Source organism: Micromonospora sp. AB353, assembly GCF_049538395.1.
GTDB lineage: Bacteria > Actinomycetota > Actinomycetes > Mycobacteriales > Micromonosporaceae > Micromonospora > Micromonospora aurantiaca.
The window spans coordinates 55,235-72,947 of sequence record NZ_JBMVFV010000013.1 but is presented as its reverse complement, the minus strand read 5'-3'; the positions used below and the strand labels follow the sequence as shown (position 1 = coordinate 72,947).

The following is a 17,713-nucleotide window of genomic DNA, read 5'->3' as shown; positions in this document are numbered from 1 at the left end:
GTTCCCGCCCTCAGCTTGTCATCGGGGCGTAGACGACGATGTTGTTCAGGTAGCTCCCGGCCGTCTTGTCGAACACCCCGCCGCAGGTCACCACGCGCAGGGCGGGCACGTCCGACGGGCCGTAGACCTGCGCGGCGGGAAAGGCGGTCTTCGGGTACGACGCGACCTCCCGCACCGTGAACGTGGCGGACGAGCCGTCCTGCCGGGCCACCACGATGGTGTCGCCCGCCACCAGCGCGCCGAGGTTGAAGAACACCGCCGGGCCGAGCTGGGCGGAGTCGACGTGACCCACTATCACCGCGTTGCCGGCCTCGCCCGGGCTGGCGCCGGGGGAGTACCAGCCGGCGTTCATGGCCTGGTCCAGCGGGGGCACCTGGACCGTGCCGTCCGGGTTCGTGCCGAGCGACATGATCGGCGCCTGCACCCCGATGCGGGGGATCGAGATGGTGACCGGCGCCGACCGGGGCAGCGGGGCCGGGGCGGCGCCCGTCGTGTTCGGGGTCTCCGGGACGGCTGCGGCGCCCGGGGTGGCGCCGATCGGTGGACCCGGCGTCGCCGGGCCGCCCCCGGCGGCGTCCGCTGCCGGCCGGCCGGTGCCACCCGGTGTGGACGGGCCGGTGGTGCCCGGTGCCGGTTGGGCCTCGGCGCCCGGTGCGGGTCGGCTCTCGGCGTCCGGGTCGGCGTCGGCGCCACCCGGATCGCTCTGCGGGCCGGTGGTGACCGGCGCCGCCTGGCCGAGCGGCTGCGGCGGTGACGGTGGCGGGACGGTCCGGACGGACGCGCCGATCAGACCGGCCCCGGCCATGGCGAGCAGGACGACGACGGCCGTGCCGGCGGCACGCCACGGACTTCCGTGGCGGCCGCCGGCCCGGGTCGTCGTCCGGTCAGACCAGGCCACCGGCCCGCCGCCGGCGCAGCAGCACCAGGCCGCCCAGCGCCGCGGCGCCGATCATGCCCGCGCCGCCGGTGGCGAGGGTACGGTCCACGCCGGTGGTCGTCATGCCACCGTCGCCGCCGTCGACCCCACCGCGCGGCAGGACCACCAGTTCGCCCTCACCGCAGGTGCCCCGCAGCTCGTACCGGCCCGGCCGGGCGTCGTGGGACACGGTGGCCTCGCCGTAGTAGACGAAGTCCTTCCCGTGCTCCCACTCGTCCTTGCCGTAGTCGCGCTCGGCGTCCTTGCCGTAGTCGCCCCTGTCCTCCTGCCAGGCGCCTCCGCTCGCCTGCCAGTCGTCCTTGCCGCCCTGCCAGTCGCCCTCGCCGTCCTGCCAGGAGCCGTGCTCGTCCTTGCCGTCCATGCCCTTGTCGTCCGGCCGGCCGCCACGGTCGTCCTTGCCGTGCTCGTCCTTGGCGTCCTTGCCGTGCCGGTCCTTGCCGTCGGGGCCGTGCTCGTCCTTGGTCCAGTCCGGCCCGCCCGGCTTCTCCTTCTCCCAGCCCGGCTCGGCGTCCTGGCCGTACTCGTCGTGCCCCTGCCAGTCGCCGGGGTCGACGGCCGCGCCGGCGCCCGCGCCACCCGGCTGCGGCTGCCCTTCCGGCTGGCCGGCCGGCGGCTGGGGCTGGTCCGCCGGAGGCTGCGGCATGCCGTCGCCACCCGGGCCGTTCCCGCCGGGCCCGTTGCCACCCGGGCCGCTCCCGCCGGGGCCGTTCCCACCTGGGCCGTTGCCACCCGGGCCGTTGCCGTCCGGGCCGTGCCCGTCCCCGCCCGGCTCGCCGCGGCCGTCCGGGCCCTTGCCGTGCTCGTCCTTGCCGTCCGGGCCCTTGCCGTGGTCGTCCTTGCCGTCCGGGCCTTTGTCGTCCCAGCCCCAGTCCTGGTCGCCGCCCCAGTCGCCGCCGCGGTCGGCCCAGTCGCCGTGCTCGCCGTCGCGGGCCGGGTGCAGGTCGACCTTGCCGGTGACCTTCGACCAGACGGTGGCGTGCTTCTGCGGCTCGGAGCAGATCGCGAGCAGTTCGACGGTGTCCCCCGCCTTCACCACGTGGGGCTTGGCGATGACCTTGCCCTCGTCGTGCCCGCCCGCGTAGGCCATTCCCGGGGTGAACGCGAGAAGGCCGGCTCCGCCGAGGGCGGCGCCCGCGACCACCTTCCCGAGCATCTTCTTAGCCATGACCAGCGTCTCCATCCCTGTTCGTCCTGAGCCCGACGTCAGTCGAGCTAAGGCCGACGTTAGACCTTTTCGCGACTTATTCGGGGAAAGATTCGCTTTTAGGGATTTGCTGATGTTGGTGCGGATGCGCGTCCTGTCCGACGCCGCGCGCGGATCGGGTGGCCTATACCGCGGCCGCGGTCCGCGCGCCGAGTGGAACGTCATGGGTGTCTCCGGGCCGGTTCGACACCCGTGGTGTTCCACCGGGCAGGGGCGCCGGTGGGGCGGCGGGAGTGGGGGCGGCGGTACGGTGGGGTGAGCCGCATCGAGCCATTGCCATGGAAGCGCTCCCATGCAAGAATCGCTGCACGCGGTTCGGGGAGCCACACCGCGAGCTCAGACGTCGAGGGCAGCCGGCACCACCGGCCGACGTCCGGCTCCATCGGCCGGTCCTGCGGACCGGCCGGCACCACCACCCCCACAACGCCCGTCCGGGTCGGGCGTCCCCCGAAAGTAACCCGTGGCGCGCACGGTCGTTCCCGCAGGACGACCGCAGCCGCCATTGCGCCGGGCCGTACGCGGATCCGGTCTCGCCCAAGGAGATCATTGGCATGAATCTGTGGAGAAGGCTGTCCGGCCGGAACCGGACGCTTGCGCTCACCGGCGCCGGCGTCCTGGTAGCCGGTGGACTGGTGACCCTCCCGGTCACCGCGGCGCAGGCCGCCACCCAGTGCAGCGTGACCTACACGACCAGCGACTGGCCCGGTGGATTCACCGGCACCGTGACCATCAAGAACATCGGTGACGCGCTCAGCTCGTGGAACCTCGGCTTCACCTTCCCGAACAGCTCGCAGCGGGTGGTGAACGGCTGGTCCGCGCGGTGGTCCCAGAGCGGCCAGAACGTCACCGCGCAGAACGAGTCGTACAACGGGTCGCTCGCCAGCGGCGCCAGCACCACCATCGGCTTCAACGGCTCCTGGAGCGGCAGCAACCCCAAGCCGACCCAGTTCACGCTCAACGGCACCGTGTGCAACGGCGGCACGCCGACCACCAGCACCCCGCCGACGAGCACCCCGCCGACGAGCACGCCGCCGACCAGCACGCCCCCCACGAGCACCCCGCCGACGTCGACCCCGCCGACCTCGACGCCGCCGACGACGACCCCGCCGCCCGGGCAGCGGGTCGACAACCCGTACGCCGGCGTGAAGGGGTACGTGAACCCCGAGTGGAAGGCCAAGGCCGAGTCGGTGTCCGGCGGCAACCGGGTGTCGAACAACCCGACCGCCGTCTGGATCGACCGGATCGCCGCCATCAACGGCACGCCGGACAGCAGCTCCAACGGGGCGATGGGCGTCCGTGACCACCTGGACGCCGCGCTCGCCCAGGGTGCCGGTTACATCCAGTTCGTCATCTACAACCTGCCGGGCCGCGACTGTGCGGCGCTCGCCTCCAACGGTGAGCTGGGCCCGGACGAGCTGCCCAGGTACAAGGCCGAGTACATCGACCCGATCGCCGCGATCCAGGGCGACGCGAAGTACCGGAACCTGCGCATCGTCAACATCATCGAGATCGACTCGCTGCCCAACCTGGTGACCAACACCTCGGGCAACCCGGGCGGGACCGTCATGTGTGACACCGTGAAGGCCAACGGCGCGTACGTGAACGGTGTCGGCTACGCCCTGGCGAAGCTGGGCGCGATCGGCAACGTCTACAACTACATCGACGCCGCCCACCACGGCTGGATCGGCTGGGACAGCAACTTCGGCCCGGTCGCCGACCAGCTCAAGGCCGCCGCCGTGGCGTCCGGCAGCACCGTCGCCAACGTGCAGGGCTTCATCGTCAACACGGCGAACTACTCCGCTCTGAAGGAGCCGTACGTCAAGGTCACCGACTCGGTGAACGGCCAGACGGTCCGGCAGTCCAAGTGGATCGACTGGAACCAGTACGTCGACGAGCTGTCGTTCGCCCAGGCGTTCCGGCAGAAGCTGGTCTCGGTCGGCTTCGACAGCAACATCGGCATGCTGATCGACACCTCCCGTAACGGTTGGGGCGGCACCGCCCGGCCCACCGGCCCGGGCCCGATGACCAGCGTGGACGCCTACGTCAACGGCGGCCGGGTCGACCGGCGCATTCACGCCGGCAACTGGTGCAACCAGGCCGGTGCGGGTCTCGGCGAGCGGCCGCGGGCCAACCCGGAGACCGGGATCGACGCCTACGTCTGGGTGAAGCCCCCGGGCGAGTCGGACGGCTCCAGCAAGGAGATCCCGAACAACGAGGGCAAGGGCTTCGACCGGATGTGCGACCCGACGTACACCGGTAACGCCCGCAACGGCAACAGCATGTCCGGCGCCCTGCCGGACGCGCCGATCTCCGGCGCCTGGTTCCCGGCCCAGTTCCAGCAGCTCATGCAGAACGCGTACCCGCCGCTCTCCTGAGCCGCGGTACGGGCCACCCGCGGCGGCGGGAGTGAGGCACCGCCGCGCGGGTTCCCCGGGCCCCTGGTCGACGCCCACGTCGGCCAGGGGCCCTCGGCCGTGCCGAAGGTCAGGGCACGGTGCGCTCGATCGCCGCCCGGCCCAGCTCGGCCAGGTCGCGGCGGGCCCGCTCCAGGTTCTCCGGGGTCACGTCCTGGCCCCGGGCCTGCACCAGGTCCTCCGGATCCCACGGCTGCTCGGCGCCGGTGCGGATGTCGTCCGGTGCGGCACCGGTGCCGGTGCCTGTCGCGCCGGTACCGGCCGCGTACGGGTCACCGATGAGGTTCGGCGACCCGGTGTCGGGCACCGCCCCGTCGGGCTCGGTGAAGACGGGGTTGTCCGGGTCGGTGCCGGCGCTGCGCAACTGGGGCACCGTGCTGTCGTCGTCCACCGCCGCGGCCACCTCGGGGGTCTCCTCCAGCGGCCGCTCGCCACCGCGGTCACGATCGGTCATGCTGCTGCCCTCCTGTCCCTTCCGCCTGATCCCCGTCGCGTACCCGGTGCGGGCCGTGCCATGCGGGCGGCGGGGGTCAGGACTCGTCGCGGTGCGGCTCCGGCGTCTCGGTCGGGCGCAGCCGCAGCCACAGCAGCATCAGCAGGCCGAACACCAGCATCGCCGCGCCGGCCCACAGGTTGATCCGGACGCCCTGCGCCTTGTCGATCTCGGCGGACGTGTCGAACAGCCCCATCAGCCCGACGATCAGCCCGTACACCACGAACAGGCCACCGATGACCCGGCGGATGTCGAAGAGCCGGGCCGCGGCGGAGCGTTCCTCCCGGACGTCCTCGGTCTCGTCGACCAGCGGGTCGTGCGCCTCGCCGCCCTGGTAGTGGCGGTCCGCGTCGTCTGCCATGGCGTGCGTCCCCTCCTTCAGAAGACCGGGATGTAGAACAGTGCGGCGAGGATCACCGCGACGACGCCGAGCAGCACCGGGGAGCGGTACCAGGCGGCGTCGCCGGCCAGCGAGTCGTCGGCGAGCGTGGTGTCGCTGAGGCCGTACACCAGCCCGGTCAGCTGGTCGTCGGTCTTCGGCCGGGTCAGCGGCGTGACGATCGCGGCCACCACCGCGACGGTGGCGAAGGCCAGGCCCGCGCCCCAGAAGCTCTCCTCCAGGTCCGAGTTGAAGCTGATCACGCCGCCCTTGTAGAGCAGATACGTGGCGGTGGCGACGACGGTGCCGGACAGCAGCGACCAGAACCCGGCCAGCGGCGTCATCCGCCGCCAGAACATGCCGATGATGAACGTGCCGAACAGCGGCGCGTTGAACACCGAGAACAGCGCCTGGATGTAGTTCATGATGTTGCTGAACCCGGCCGCGATGAACGCGGTGCCGATGCCGATCACCACGGCGCCGACGGTGGCGAGCCGGCCCACCTTCACGTAGTGCTCGTCCGGCATGTCGCGCCGGAAGTACGCCTGCCAGATGTCGTACGTGAACACGGTGTTGAAGCCGCTGACGTTCGCCGCCATGCCGGCCATGAACGAGGCCACCAGGCCGGTGACCGCGATTCCGAGCACGCCGTTGGGCAGCAGGTCGCGCATGAGCAGCGGGATCGCGTTGTTGTAGACCAGGTCGCCCTCGTCGGCGCCCAGCCCTTTCACGGTGACCAGGGCGATCAGGCCGGGGATCACGGTGACCGCCGGGATCAGCAGCTTCGGGTACGCGGCGATGATCGGCGTACGCCGGGCGGCGCTCATGTTCCGCGCGGACAGGGCGCGCTGCACCTCGGCGAAGTTGGTGGTCCAGTAGCCGAAGGAGAGCACGAAGCCGAGGCCGAAGACGATGCCCAGCCAGTGCGCGCCGAGCGGGTTGTCGGTGCTTCCGGTGCCCTCCCAGGCGTGCAGCCCGGCCTCGCCGAGCCTGGAGTCACGGACCGCGTCCATCAGGCCGCTCACGCCGCCGACCTTGACCAGCCCGATCACCGTGATCGGCACCAGACCGGCGATGATCACGAAGAACTGGAGCACCTCGTTGTAGATGGCGCCGGAGAGCCCGCCGACGGTGATGTACGCCAGCACGATCACCGCACCGACGATGATCGCGAACCAGAGCGGCCAGCCGAGCAGCGCCTGCATGATCAGGGCCAGCGCGTAGAGGTTCACGCCCGCGATGAGCACCTGCGCGACCGCGAAGCTGATCGCGTTGAGCAGGTGGGTGGGGCGGTTGAAGCGCAGCCGCAGGTATTCCGGCACGCTGCGGACCTTGGAACCGTAGTAGAACGGCATCATCACGATGCCGAGGAAGACCATCGCCGGTACGGCGCCGATCCAGTAGTAGTGCACGGTCATGATGCCGTACTGAGCGCCGTTGGCGGCCATGCCGATGATCTCCAGCGCGCCCAGGTTCGCCGAGACGAACGCCAGGCCGGTGACCCAGGCGGGCAGTGAGCGGCCGGAGAGGAAGAAGTCCACGCTGGTGCGGATCGCGCGCCGGGCGGCGAAACCGACGCCGAGCACCGTGACGAAGTAGAGCGCCAGGATCAGATAGTCCAGGGCGTTCATGTTCAATCGCAGGCCGCCGCCGCCCATGGCCGTGCTCCCCTCGTGTCACCGCTGACCGCACGTACCCCGATTGCGAGGTTTCATACCTGCTGTTCGGTCCGGGCGTGCGGAAGCCCCGGCCGGGTCACCGGCCGGGGCTTCGTGGCGGTTTCTCAGCGGCCCAGCACGCGGTCCAGGAAGTCGCGGTAGCCGCGCACGGCGACCCGGAGCTGCTCGGTGTCGGTGGAGCCGGACTCCTGCCAGGCGCCGAGCCGGGTGCGCTGCTCGCGCAGGGCCGTGGAGAGCGCCTCGATCGCCTCCTCGACCAGCGACTCCGCCTCGCCGACCGCGGCGCGCGGGTCGTCCACGAAGCGCAGCTGCACGTCGCGCCAGCGGTCCCGGAAGCCCTGGGCGGCCTCCGGCGCGAACAGCGTCGCCGCGTCGGCGGGTACCGCGCCGGGCGTGGTCCGCTCGGCACCGGCCAGGCCCGCGCCGGCGGCTGCCGCGCCCGCCGCGGCGGTGGCGGTGTCGGGGTCCACCCGGTCGTGCCGCCGGTCGGCGTCGTCGGTGGCGGGGACGGGCTCGGCGTCCGGGTCGACCAGGCCGGGCTCGGCGCTGCCGAACCCGACCGCGCGGTCGGCGACCGCGTCGTCCCGGACGACGCCGTTGATGCGGTCGTCCCGGGCGTCGGTGTCCGCCGCTCGGTCCTCCCGGCCGTCGCCGTCCACGTCACGATCGGCGGTGCCGGAGTGCTCGGCGTCCCAGCGGTCCCGGTCGTGCAGGCGGTCCCCGGCGGTCGGGTCGGCCCGCTCGTCGTCCAGCGGGTCGGTGCGTCCCGGCGCGCCGTCGCCCGGCGCCGCCGTGTCCTCGTCGCGCGCGTCGCGCTCGTCCTGCGGACGGCCGCCGGCCAGGGCCGAGGCGGCTACCGCGTCGCCCACCGTGGCCGCGCCGAACGCCGTCGGCAGCGGCGCCGGCTCGGCGTACGGGGCGCGCCCGTCGTCGTCGGTCCGGTCGGCCGCGTCGCGCAGCTCCCCGGCGTCGTAGGCGCGGGTCTCGTCGACCTCGGCGTCGCGCCGCCCGTCGGCGACCGCCGGGTCGTCGAAGGTGCCGCGGTCGTCCAGCGCGTCCTCGGGCACGTCGGCCCGGTCGGCGTCGCGGCGATCGGTGTCGGCGTGCTCGCCCGGCTGCGGCACCGGCACCGGTGCGGACCGGACGGCCTCGGGGTGGTCCTGCGTGACCTGCTGTTCATCCTGGCGCATGGCGGCGGCCTCCTCAGCGGCTCGGGACGTCGTGGTCGTGGTCGGGGTGGCGCTGCTCCGGCTGCTGCGTGGACATGGGCACCGGCTCCTCGCCGAGCAGGTCGGCGAAGAGGGCCCGGTAGTGCACGAGCGCCTGCCGGAGGTCCTCGGTGCCGGCCTCACCGCGCTCGTTGCGCTGCCGGATCTCGTGGGCGTCGCGGTAGTGGGTGAGCGTGCGGGCGTGCTCGACGGAGAGGTGGGCGATCTGGTCCGAGAAGTCCCCGGTGGGGTATCCGCGCTCGGCGATGAGACGGCTGACCAGTTCGTCGGCCTCGCCGACGGTCTCCGCGGGGGAGTCGACGAAGCGCACCTGGAGTTCCTCCCAGGCGGCGGCGTAGCGGGCCCGGGACTCCGGGCTCAGCGGGGTCAGCTCCAGCTCGGCGTGCCGGCGTTCGCGTTCCCGCAGCTCACGTTCGGCGGCGCTGCGGCTGTCCTGCTCGGCGACGACCCGGTCGTACTCGGGGCCGAAGCGCTCGCGCAGCGCCCGGCGGCGGCTGGCGACCACGGCGACCGCGACGAGCGCGGCGATGACGGCGACGACGATGACTATGACGACTACCTGGGTGGACGACATGGCTCCTCCTTCGCACGCTGGTATTCCCTCGTGCGGGTGATCGCCAATCCCGTTGTGCGGCACTTTCCGCCCCGCTCCGGAAAAAGGCGCGGTGTCGCGACACCCGTCCGGTGCCGGACGGGTGTCCGACTGCGCCCGCCGTGCCCGTCTCGGACCGTAGTGAGAGCCGAGACGGCCGGTAGTGCATCCGCCCCGGATTACGTATCCTGCCCAAGGCGTCCGGGCCGGGGCCCGGCGTCGTGGCCGGCGAACGTGACGGCCGCTGCCGGCGCCACCGAGCGACACCTTCCCGGGCGAGGTCTGATTGAACACCCGTGACTGGCCGATCCGCGCCAAGCTGACCGCGCTGGTCATCGGCCCGGTGACCGGGCTGCTGGCGTTGTGGATCTTCGCCACCACGCTCACCTTCGGGCCCGCGCTCGACCTGCTCTCCGCGCGTACCCTCCTCTACGACCTGGGCCGTCCCGGCGAGGCCGTGGTGGCCGAGCTGCAACGCGAGCGGCGGCTGTCGGTGGTCCAGCTCGCCGGCGACCGCGCCCTCCCCGAGCTGACCGAGCAGCGGGTACGCACCGACGACGCGATCGTCGAGCTGCGCCGCAAGGTCGACGGCGGTGACCTGCGCGACGTCGCCGACGCCCAGCTCGACAACCGCCTCGACCAACTCGTCTCGGCGCTCGACGCGCTGCCCGCCGGGCGCGCGTTCATCGACGACCGCAAGGTGGACCGGGCCGGCGCCGTCGGCCTCTACAGCGGGATGATCGGCTCGGCGTTCCAGGCGTTCGGCGCGATGGCCGCGCTGCCCGACGCGCAGCTCAACCGGGAGGCCACGGCGCTGACCGCGCTGGGCCGCTCCCGGGAGCTGCTCGGGCAGGCGGACGCGCTGCTGGCCGGCGCCGTCACCGCCGGGCGGTACGCCGACGGCGAGCACGAGCAACTGGTACGCACAGTGGAGAACCAGCGTTTCCTGGCCGAGATGGCGGTCGCCGACCTGCCAGCCGGGGAGCGGACCGCGTACCAGCGGATGACCGAGGGCGCCGGGTTCCTCCGGCTGCGCGCGCTCCAGGACAGCCTGATCCGGTCGTCCGCGCTGCCCGCCCGGTTCGACATGCGGGCGTGGGAGACCGGCCACGCCGAGGTGTGGCAGAGCCTGCGCGACTTCGAGCTGCGCGGCGCGGACGCCCTCGCCGAGCGGTCGGTGCCGATGGCCACCCGGATCCTCGTCCAGCTCGCCGCCGCCGGTGTGCTGGGCCTGATCGCGATCGTGGTGTGCGTGCTGGTGGCGCTGCGGGTCGGCCGGTCGCTGGCGCAGCGGCTGACCGGCGTACGCGCCGCCGCGACCGAGGTGGCCGAACGTCGGCTGCCCGACGTGGTCGCGCGGCTGCGCCGGGGCGAGGAGGTCGACGTGGCCCGGGAGGCGCCCGAGCTGGACCACGGCGGCGACGAGATCGGCCAGGTGGCGCGCGCCTTCAACGAGGTACGCCGGACCGCGGTCCGGGCCGCCGTCGACGAGGTGACGCTGCGGCGGGGTTTCAACGAGGTGATTCTCAACCTGGCCCGCCGCAGCCAGGGGCTGGTGCACCGGCAGTTGGCGCTGCTGGACCGGCTGGAACGGCGTACCGAGGATCCGGACGAGCTGGCCGGGCTGTTCCAGGTCGACCACCTGGCGACGCGGCTGCGGCGGCACGCCGAGGACCTGGTCATCCTCGCCGGGGCCGCGCCCGGGCGGGGCTGGCGCCGCCCGGTCGCCGCTGTCGACGTGATGCGCGGCGCGATCTCCGAGGTCGAGGCGTACGACCGGGTCGATGTGGGCGAGGTGGCGCCGGCCGGGGTGCTGGGCCGCGCCGTCGGCGACGTGATCCACCTGCTCGCCGAGCTGATCGAGAACGCGACCACGTTCTCCCCGCCCGGCACCCGGGTGGACGTCACCGGCCGCAGCGTCCCGGGCGGCTACACCATCGAGATCCTCGACCGGGGGCTGGGCATGTCCGCGCCGGCCCTGGCCGAGGCCAACCGCAAGCTGGCCGAGCCACCGGAGTTCGACCCGGCCGCCAGCGCCCGGCTGGGGCTGTTCGTGGTGGCGCGACTGGCCGCCCGGCACGGTGTCCGGGTGGAGCTGCGGCCGTCGCGCCCGGCCGGGATCGTGGCCGCGGTGTTCGTACCGTCGGAACTGGTCACCGACGAGCCGCCGGTGGGCGCGGACGCCTCCGCCGGGCCGGAACGGCGGCGCCTGGCCAAGGTGACCCGGCTGGCCACTGTGCCCCGGCCGGGGCGGCCGGTCCGGCCGGGCCGGGACCGGTCGGAGAGCACCGTGGTCCCGCTGCAGTCGGCGCGGGCCTCGACGGTGGAGCCACCCGCCGACGACGACGGGCTGCCCCGCCGGATCCGGCGTCGCGGCGCGACCGCCCGTCCCCGCGCGGCCGTCGCCGACACCCCGGCCCACCGCACTCCGGAGGAGGCCCGCCGGGCCATGTCGGCGTTGCAGGCCGGCACCGCCCGCGGCCGCCGGGACGGCGTGCGCGCCGCCGGGACCGATCCGGCCACCGCCGTCACCGAGACGCGCGACACCGGTACGCCGTCCACCACCGCGGGGCCGGCCGTTCCGCCCGCCCCGCCGGCGCCGGACACACGAACCGCGACTGAGAGGGACGCCTAGTGGTGCACACGACGCGGCAGAACGCCGATCTCGACTGGCTGCTCGACGACCTGGTGGAGCGCGTTCCCGCCGCCCGCCAGGCGGTGGTGCTCTCGGCGGACGGGCTCCTGCTCGGCGCCTCCACCGACCAGGACCGCACCGACGCGGAACACCTGTGCGCGCTGGCGTCCGGCTTCTCCGGGCTGGCCAAGGGCGCGACCCGGCACCTGGGCGGCGGCGCGGTCCGTCAGACCGTGGTGGAGATGGAGTCGGCCTACCTGTTCGTGACCGCCGCCGGGCAGGGCGCCTGCCTCGCGGTGGCCAGCGACGCCGACGCCGACATCGGCCTGGTGGCGTACGAGATGGCGATGCTCGTCATCCGGGTCGGGGAGAACCTGGCCGCGCCGAGCCGGGTGGCGGGGGAGCGGACCGATGCGCGCTGAGTCGCCGGGGCCGCAGCACGAGTGGCTGGACGCCGACGCGGGGCCGGTGGTGCGCCCGTACACGCTCACCGGCGGCCGGGTGCGCCCGCCCGTCGACGGCTTCGACCTGCTGGCGTTCGTGCTCGCCGCCCCCGGCGCGGACCCGGCCGGCACGCCCGGTCTCCAGCCGGAGCACCGCCGCCTGATCGAGCTGGCCCGGCGGCCGAAGGCCGTGGCCGACCTCGCCGCCGACCTGGACCTCGCCGTGGGCGTGGTCCGGGTGCTGCTCGGCGACCTCCTCGCCCATGGACTCGTCGCGGTGCACCGGCCACCGGCCACCGCGTACCTGCCCGACGACAACATCCTCAAGGCGGTGGTCAGTGGACTCCGTGCGCTATGACCGGGAGCCGGGGGCGCCACGAGTGCCGCTGGCTTTGAAGATCCTCATCGCCGGCGGCTTCGGCGCCGGAAAGACGACGCTGGTCAGCGCGTTGAGTGAGGTCCGGCCGTTGCAGACCGAGGAGGTCCTGACCGGGGCCGGGCTCGGCACCGACGACGTCTCCGGGGTCGAGCAGAAGTCGACCACGACGGTGGCGATGGACTTCGGCCGGATCACCATCAACGACGACCTCCAAGTCTACCTGTTCGGCACGCCGGGCCAGGACCGGTTCTGGTTCCTCTGGGACGAACTGGCGTTCGGCGCGCTCGGCGCGGTGGTGCTCGCCGACACCCGGCGGCTGGCCGACTGCTTCCCCTCGATCGACTACTTCGAGCAGCGGGGCATCCCGTTCGTGGTGGGCGTCAACTGCTTCGAGGGTTCCCGCCGGTTCGGCCTGGAGGCGGTCCGTGACGCGCTGGACCTGGATCCGGACGTCCCGCTGGTGCTCTGCGACGCCCGGGACCGGCAGTCCGGCAAGCTGGTGCTGATCTCGCTCGTCGAGCACGTGGCGCGGCAGCGCGGCGAGCCGGTGCCGGTGGGCTGAGCATGCCGTACCCGATCCGTCGGGCCGCGTGGGACTGACCGGGCGCGCCACCGGGAAGCCTCTGGTTGGATCGCAGGCAGGACCGACGAGAGGTGGGTGCGGTGACCGGGCAGGACGAGATCGTCCACATCGGCGGCTACACGGCGGAGACGGGCGGACGGGCCGAGGGCGTCGTGGCGGCCCGGCGGGACCGGGTGACCGGGGAACTGGCCCCGCTGGGCGTCGTGGCGGTCACCCCGTCGCCGTCGTTCCTGGTGCGGCATCCGGCGCTGCCGGTGCTGTACGCGTGCAACGAGCTGCCCGACGGGCAGGTGAGCGCGTTCCGGGTGGCCCCGGACGGTGACCTCGCGCCGCTGGGCGTCCGCGAGACCGGCGGCGCGGAGCCGTGCCACCTGTCCGTCGCTCCGGACGGGCGGCACCTGTTCGTGGCGAACTACGGCGGCGGCAGCGTGGCGGTGTTCGGCCTGGACGCCGACGGCGTGCCGGGGGAGCGCGCCGACCTGGTCCGGCACTCCGGCCACGGCGCCGACCCGCAGCGGCAGGAGCACGCGCACTGCCACATGGTCTCGCCCGACCCGGCCGGCGGCGGGCTGCTCGCCGTCGACCTGGGCACCGACTCGGTCTACCGGTACGACGTCGACGACGCCACCGGCCGGCTGGCCGAGCGGGAGCCGAGGCTGCGGACGGCGCCCGGAACCGGTCCCCGGCACCTGGCCCGGCACCCGGACGGGCGGCGCCTCTGGCTGGTCGGCGAGCTGGACGCCACCGTCACCGCGTACGAGCTGACGCCGGACGGGCCGCGGCAGCGGACGCGCGTGGACGCCAGCGGCCGGACCGGGCACGTCCAGCCCTCCGAGGTGACTGTCGGGCCGGGCGGGCGCTTCCTCTACGTGGGCAACCGCGGCGTGGGCACGATCGCCGTCTTCGCCCTCGACGGCCCGGCGCCGGAGCTGGTGGCCGAGGTCGACACCGGCGGCGAGTGGCCGCGGCACTTCGCGTTCGCCGGGGAACACCTGTACGTGGCCGACGAGCGGGCCGACATGATCAGGATCTTCCGGGTCGATCCGGACGGCGGGGTGCCGGAGCCGGTGGGGGAGCCGGTGCCGATGGCGAGCCCGACGTGCGTCCGACCGTGACCGGACGGTCACCAAGTGACAGTCCGAAGTGGATTGACATCACCATAAATGACTGACCAGTAACTTAGCGTATGGGTTAGCTGATCAACTGTTTCTGCTGCGTAACTTTCGTCCGAACGGTTGTGGTGGTAACCCCACGAGGTACGCAAGATGGTCACCGTGTCTGGCCGCCATCGCATGCGTTCTCACCTCCGCGGAGCAGGTGCCGCCGCCGTGGCGGCCGCCCTGGTCGCCGTCGTAGCCGGCTCCTGGTTCGGCTACCAGCAGCTGGCCGGCCCGAACTGTTCGGGCCGGATCGAGCTGTCGGTGGCGACCGCCCCGGAGATCGCCCCCGCGGTGCGCGCCGCCGCCGACCAGTGGGTCTCCGACGGCGCCGCGGTGGGCGGCACGTGCATCGCGGTGAACGTCTCCTCGTCCGAGTCGGTCGAGGTGGCCGCCGCGGTGGCGAGCAAGCACGGCGCCACGCTCGCCGGCGTCGGGCAGGCCAGCGGCACCGCCGTCACCCCCGACGTCTGGGTGCCGGACTCCTCCACCTGGCTGGTCCGGCTCAAGAGCGGCGGGGCCAGTGCGTTCGCGCCGACGAACGGCGCCTCGATCGCGCGCAGCCCGGTCGTGGTGGCGCTGCCCGAGCCGGTGGCCTCCCGCATAGGGTGGCCGGACAAGAAGCTCCGCTGGTCCGACCTGCTCACCCAGGTCACCGCCAGCAAGCCGCTGCGGGCCGGCATCGTCGAGCCGACCCAGGACGCGGCCGGCCTGTCCGGTCTGCTGTCGCTGACCGCCGCGGCCAGCTCCACCGGTGAGTCCGGCTCGCCGAAGGCGCAGGAGGCGATGGTCGGCGCGCTGCGGGCGCTCGCCACCAACCGTTCCTCGCTGCGGCAGGACCTCCTCGCGCGGTTCCCGCGCTCGTCCGACCCGACGGCGATCGCCAACGGCCTCGGGGCGGCGGCGCTGTCCGAGGAGGACGTGATCGCCTACAACAGCACCAAGCCGCCGATCCGGCTGGCCGCGCTCTACCTGGAGCCGGCGCCGATCCCGCTGGACTACCCGTTCGCGGTGCTGCCCGGCATCGAGCCGGCCAAGGCGTCCGCCGCCAAGGTGCTCTTCGAGGTGCTGCGGACGCCGGGCTTCAAGGACCGGCTCGCCTCGCAGGCGCTGCGCGCGCCGGACGGCAACTGGGGCCGGGGTTTCCAGGCCCCGACCGGCGCGCCGAGCCCGGCCAACGGCGGCGCGAGCCAGGTGCCGCCGTCGGGCCAGGGCGGCGCGGCCGACCTCGACCCCGGCGCCATCTCGACCGCCACCACGACCTGGTCGGTGGCCACCCAGTCGGGCCGGATGCTCTGCGTCATCGACGTCTCCGGATCGATGAAGAAGCCGGTCGCGACCGCCAACGGCGCCAGCCGGGAGCAGGTCACCGTCGCCGCCGCGAGCCAGGGCCTCGGGCTGTTCGACGACTCCTGGTCGATCGGCCTCTGGACCTTCTCCACCAACCTCCAGGGCTCGCAGGACTGGAGTGAGCTGGTCGGAATAAAGCCTCTGTCCAGCAACCGGGGCGCGCTCCAGCGCGGCCTGGCCTCGATCAAGCCCTCCAGCGGCGACACCGGCCTGTACGACACCATGCTCGCGGCGTACAAGAAGGTGCAGCAGGACTGGGAGCCGGGCAAGGTCAACTCGATCGTGCTGTTCACCGACGGCAAGAACGAGGACGACAACGGCATCTCGCAGAAGGAATTGCTGGACCAGCTGAAGAAGCTGAAGGACGACGAGCAGCCGGTCCAGGTCGTCATCATCGGCATCGGCACCGAGGTGAACCGGGCCGAGCTGGAGTCGATCACCAAGGTCACCGGCGGCGGCGCGTTCGTCACCACCGACCCCAGCAAGATCGGCGAGATCTTCCTCCGGGCGATCGCGCTCCGGCCGCCCGCCCCCCGCTGACCTGAAGCTCAGCGCTAGTCTTCCGCCGTACCGGAAATCCGGTACGGCGGAAGGCTTCCCGGGTCAAGACGCGGGATGAGAACTGACGGTAATGCGTCCGAATCAATCGGTAACCATAATTGTCCAGGCATGATGACCGGGTGCCTCGACCGCGGGCTCCACACCGGAGCCGGGCGGGGACGGGGCGGTCCTGAGCGAAGTGGGGAGGGCCGGTGACCTCGGCGACGCTGTTGACCCCTGCCACGTCGTCGCGACCCGGTGGTGAACGCCCGGGCAAGACGACGCGAGCGGCGGAGCGGGCCTACATCCGGGTCCTGGTGGTGCTGGACACCGCCGTGCTCGCCGTGGCCATCCTGGTCGGTTATCTGGCCCGGTTCGGCGACGAGGAACCGACCGGGTCCGAGATCCCGTACGTGGTGGTCGCCCCGGCGCTCCTGCTGGTCTGGCTCGTCTCGCTCAAGGCGATGCGGTGCTACGACGACCAGGTGCTCGGCTACGGCGCCGACGAGTACCGGCGGGTCAGCGCGGCCAGCATGCGACTCGCCGGCGGCATCGCCATCGCCGGGTACATCGCCGACGTCGGCGTCTCCCGGGGTTTCCTGGCCATCTCCTTCGCGGTCGGCACGATCGGCCTGGAGGTGGCGCGGTTCGCGGCCCGCAAGCGGCTGCACCGGGCCCGCGACCGGGGTGCCGGCTGGTCCCGCAAGGTGCTCGTGGTGGGCGACACCGCACACGTGCTGGAGTTGGTGCACACGCTGCGCCGGGAACCGTACGCCGGCTACCAGGTGGTCGGCGCGTGCATCCCGGACGCGCTGCTCGCCCCGGTGCCGCAGCGCCTGGGCGACGTGCCGGTGGTCGGCAGCTTCCGCGGCATCCCGGAGGCGGCCACCGCGATCGGCGCCGACACGGTGGCGGTCACCGCCTCCGGCGAGCTGACCGCGACCCGGCTGCGCCGCCTCGGCTGGCAGTTGGAGGGCACCGGCGTCGACCTGGTGGTGGCGCCGGCGCTCACCGATGTGGCCGGCCCCCGCATCCACACCCGCCCGGTCGCCGGCCTGCCGCTGATCCACGTCGAGGCGCCCGAGTTCCGCGGCGCCCGCAAGCTGGTCAAGGGCTTCGTCGACAGGTCGATCTCGCTGATCGCGCTGCTCGTGCTGGCGCCGCTGCTGATCGTGATCGCGCTCGCCATCAAGATCGACAGCCGGGGTCCGGTGCTGTTCCGGCAGACCCGCGTCGGCCAGGGCGGCGAGGAGTTCGGCGTCTTCAAGTTCCGCACCATGGTGGTAAACGCCGACGCCCTGCTCGCCGAGCTGGCCGCGCGCAACGAGACCGACGGCCTGATGTTCAAGATGCGCGACGACCCGCGCGTCACCCGGGTCGGCCGGCTGCTGCGCAAGTGGTCGCTGGACGAGTTGCCCCAGCTCGCCAACGTGCTGCTCGGCCAGATGAGCCTGGTCGGCCCGCGCCCGCCGCTGCCGTCCGAGGTGGCCCGCTACGACGGCGACGTGGCACGCCGCCTGCTGGTCAAGCCCGGCATGACCGGCCTCTGGCAGGTCAGCGGCCGGTCCGACCTGAGCTGGGAGGACGGCATCCGGCTGGACCTGTACTACGTGGAGAACTGGTCGCTGGCCGCCGACCTGACCATCCTGTGGAAGACGTTCGGCGCGGTGGTCAACAGCCGCGGCGCGTACTGACCGGG

15 protein-coding genes are annotated in these 17,713 nt (G+C 73.1%); 8 read left to right on the top strand and 7 right to left on the bottom strand.

The annotated features are described in order from the left end of the window. Positions 1-10: 10 nt before the first annotated feature. Both ACPCK6_RS09180 and ACPCK6_RS09175 read right to left on the bottom strand, forming a co-directional pair. Positions 11-898, bottom strand: a complete 888-nt coding sequence (locus ACPCK6_RS09180; protein WP_423480849.1) for a class F sortase — start codon at positions 896-898, stop codon at positions 11-13. Further along, positions 885-2,117: a hypothetical protein gene (locus tag ACPCK6_RS09175; protein ID WP_423480848.1), complete on the bottom strand. Its 1,233-nt coding sequence runs from the start codon at positions 2,115-2,117 to the stop codon at positions 885-887. Before ACPCK6_RS09175 ends, ACPCK6_RS09180 begins: the two co-directional genes overlap by 14 nt. 575 nt (positions 2,118-2,692) lie before the next feature. Here ACPCK6_RS09175 and ACPCK6_RS09170 point away from each other — a divergent pair. Next, entirely contained in the window at positions 2,693-4,516 is a 1,824-nt protein-coding gene (locus ACPCK6_RS09170; RefSeq protein ID WP_396881275.1) for a glycoside hydrolase family 6 protein, read from the top strand. A 109-nt stretch (positions 4,517-4,625) separates the two neighbouring features. On the opposite strand, the gene ACPCK6_RS09165 is transcribed toward ACPCK6_RS09170, so the two are convergent. The 5 genes from ACPCK6_RS09165 to ACPCK6_RS09145 all read right to left on the bottom strand — a co-directional run bounded on the left by ACPCK6_RS09165 (position 4,626) and on the right by ACPCK6_RS09145 (position 8,909). Continuing rightward, the gene (locus tag ACPCK6_RS09165) at positions 4,626-5,009 is read right to left on the bottom strand and encodes a hypothetical protein (RefSeq protein ID WP_396881276.1); all 384 of its coding nucleotides are present in this window, start codon (positions 5,007-5,009) and stop codon (positions 4,626-4,628) included. A 76-nt stretch (positions 5,010-5,085) separates the two neighbouring features. Then, positions 5,086-5,409, bottom strand: coding sequence for a hypothetical protein (locus tag ACPCK6_RS09160; RefSeq protein WP_396881277.1), 324 nt, complete (start codon positions 5,407-5,409; stop codon positions 5,086-5,088). 17 nt (positions 5,410-5,426) lie between these two features. Continuing rightward, positions 5,427-7,085, bottom strand: a complete 1,659-nt coding sequence (locus ACPCK6_RS09155) for a sodium:solute symporter family protein (RefSeq protein WP_423480847.1) — start codon at positions 7,083-7,085, stop codon at positions 5,427-5,429. A 125-nt stretch (positions 7,086-7,210) separates the two neighbouring features. Then, a complete protein-coding gene (locus ACPCK6_RS09150) occupies positions 7,211-8,296 on the bottom strand; it encodes a hypothetical protein (protein WP_423480846.1) in 1,086 nt (361 codons plus the stop codon). Positions 8,297-8,309: 13 nt separating this feature from the next. Beyond that, positions 8,310-8,909 (bottom strand): hypothetical protein, encoded by a 600-nt coding sequence (locus ACPCK6_RS09145; protein WP_396881281.1) that lies wholly within the window; start codon positions 8,907-8,909, stop codon positions 8,310-8,312. Between the two features lie 304 nt (positions 8,910-9,213). Here ACPCK6_RS09145 and ACPCK6_RS09140 point away from each other — a divergent pair, with 304 nt between their 5' ends. From ACPCK6_RS09140 to ACPCK6_RS09110, 7 genes are all read left to right on the top strand, one after another. Then, positions 9,214-11,562, top strand: coding sequence for a sensor histidine kinase (locus ACPCK6_RS09140; RefSeq protein ID WP_396881282.1), 2,349 nt, complete (start codon positions 9,214-9,216; stop codon positions 11,560-11,562). Beyond that, the gene (locus ACPCK6_RS09135; RefSeq protein WP_013288181.1) at positions 11,562-11,984 is read left to right on the top strand and encodes a roadblock/LC7 domain-containing protein; all 423 of its coding nucleotides are present in this window, start codon (positions 11,562-11,564) and stop codon (positions 11,982-11,984) included. The genes ACPCK6_RS09140 and ACPCK6_RS09135 overlap by 1 nt, the downstream gene beginning before the upstream one ends. Further along, a complete protein-coding gene (locus ACPCK6_RS09130; RefSeq protein WP_091422853.1) occupies positions 11,974-12,363 on the top strand; it encodes a DUF742 domain-containing protein in 390 nt (129 codons plus the stop codon). The genes ACPCK6_RS09135 and ACPCK6_RS09130 overlap by 11 nt, the downstream gene beginning before the upstream one ends. Continuing rightward, positions 12,344-12,946, top strand: a complete 603-nt coding sequence (locus tag ACPCK6_RS09125) for a GTP-binding protein (protein WP_013288179.1) — start codon at positions 12,344-12,346, stop codon at positions 12,944-12,946. The genes ACPCK6_RS09130 and ACPCK6_RS09125 overlap by 20 nt, the downstream gene beginning before the upstream one ends. Before the next feature lie 101 nt (positions 12,947-13,047). Continuing rightward, complete coding sequence (locus ACPCK6_RS09120) at positions 13,048-14,082, top strand: lactonase family protein (RefSeq protein ID WP_396881284.1); 1,035 nt, start codon at positions 13,048-13,050, stop codon at positions 14,080-14,082. Positions 14,083-14,259: 177 nt separating this feature from the next. Then, positions 14,260-16,014 carry a substrate-binding domain-containing protein gene (locus ACPCK6_RS09115; RefSeq protein WP_318335448.1) on the top strand — a complete coding sequence of 585 codons (1,755 nt, stop codon included), beginning with the start codon at positions 14,260-14,262 and terminating at the stop codon, positions 16,012-16,014. Positions 16,015-16,226: 212 nt separating this feature from the next. Further along, on the top strand, positions 16,227-17,708 hold the full coding sequence (locus ACPCK6_RS09110) for a sugar transferase (RefSeq protein ID WP_318335447.1): 1,482 nt from the start codon (positions 16,227-16,229) through the stop codon (positions 17,706-17,708). Positions 17,709-17,713: the final 5 nt, after the last annotated feature.

Bases quoted from the DNA above. Each gene is read 5' to 3' on its own strand.
- ACPCK6_RS09175 (WP_423480848.1), bottom strand. From the start codon at position 2,117: ATGGAGACGCTGGTCATGGCTAAGAAGATGCTCGGGAAGGTGGTCGCG.
- ACPCK6_RS09150 (WP_423480846.1), bottom strand. From the start codon at position 8,296: ATGCGCCAGGATGAACAGCAGGTCACGCAGGACCACCCCGAGGCCGTC.
- ACPCK6_RS09170 (WP_396881275.1), top strand. From the start codon at position 2,693: ATGAATCTGTGGAGAAGGCTGTCCGGCCGGAACCGGACGCTTGCGCTC.
- ACPCK6_RS09160 (WP_396881277.1), bottom strand. From the start codon at position 5,409: ATGGCAGACGACGCGGACCGCCACTACCAGGGCGGCGAGGCGCACGAC.
- ACPCK6_RS09115 (WP_318335448.1), top strand. From the start codon at position 14,260: ATGCGTTCTCACCTCCGCGGAGCAGGTGCCGCCGCCGTGGCGGCCGCC.
- ACPCK6_RS09155 (WP_423480847.1), bottom strand. From the start codon at position 7,085: ATGGGCGGCGGCGGCCTGCGATTGAACATGAACGCCCTGGACTATCTG.
- ACPCK6_RS09130 (WP_091422853.1), top strand. From the start codon at position 11,974: ATGCGCGCTGAGTCGCCGGGGCCGCAGCACGAGTGGCTGGACGCCGAC.
- ACPCK6_RS09165 (WP_396881276.1), bottom strand. From the start codon at position 5,009: ATGACCGATCGTGACCGCGGTGGCGAGCGGCCGCTGGAGGAGACCCCC.
- ACPCK6_RS09145 (WP_396881281.1), bottom strand. From the start codon at position 8,909: ATGTCGTCCACCCAGGTAGTCGTCATAGTCATCGTCGTCGCCGTCATC.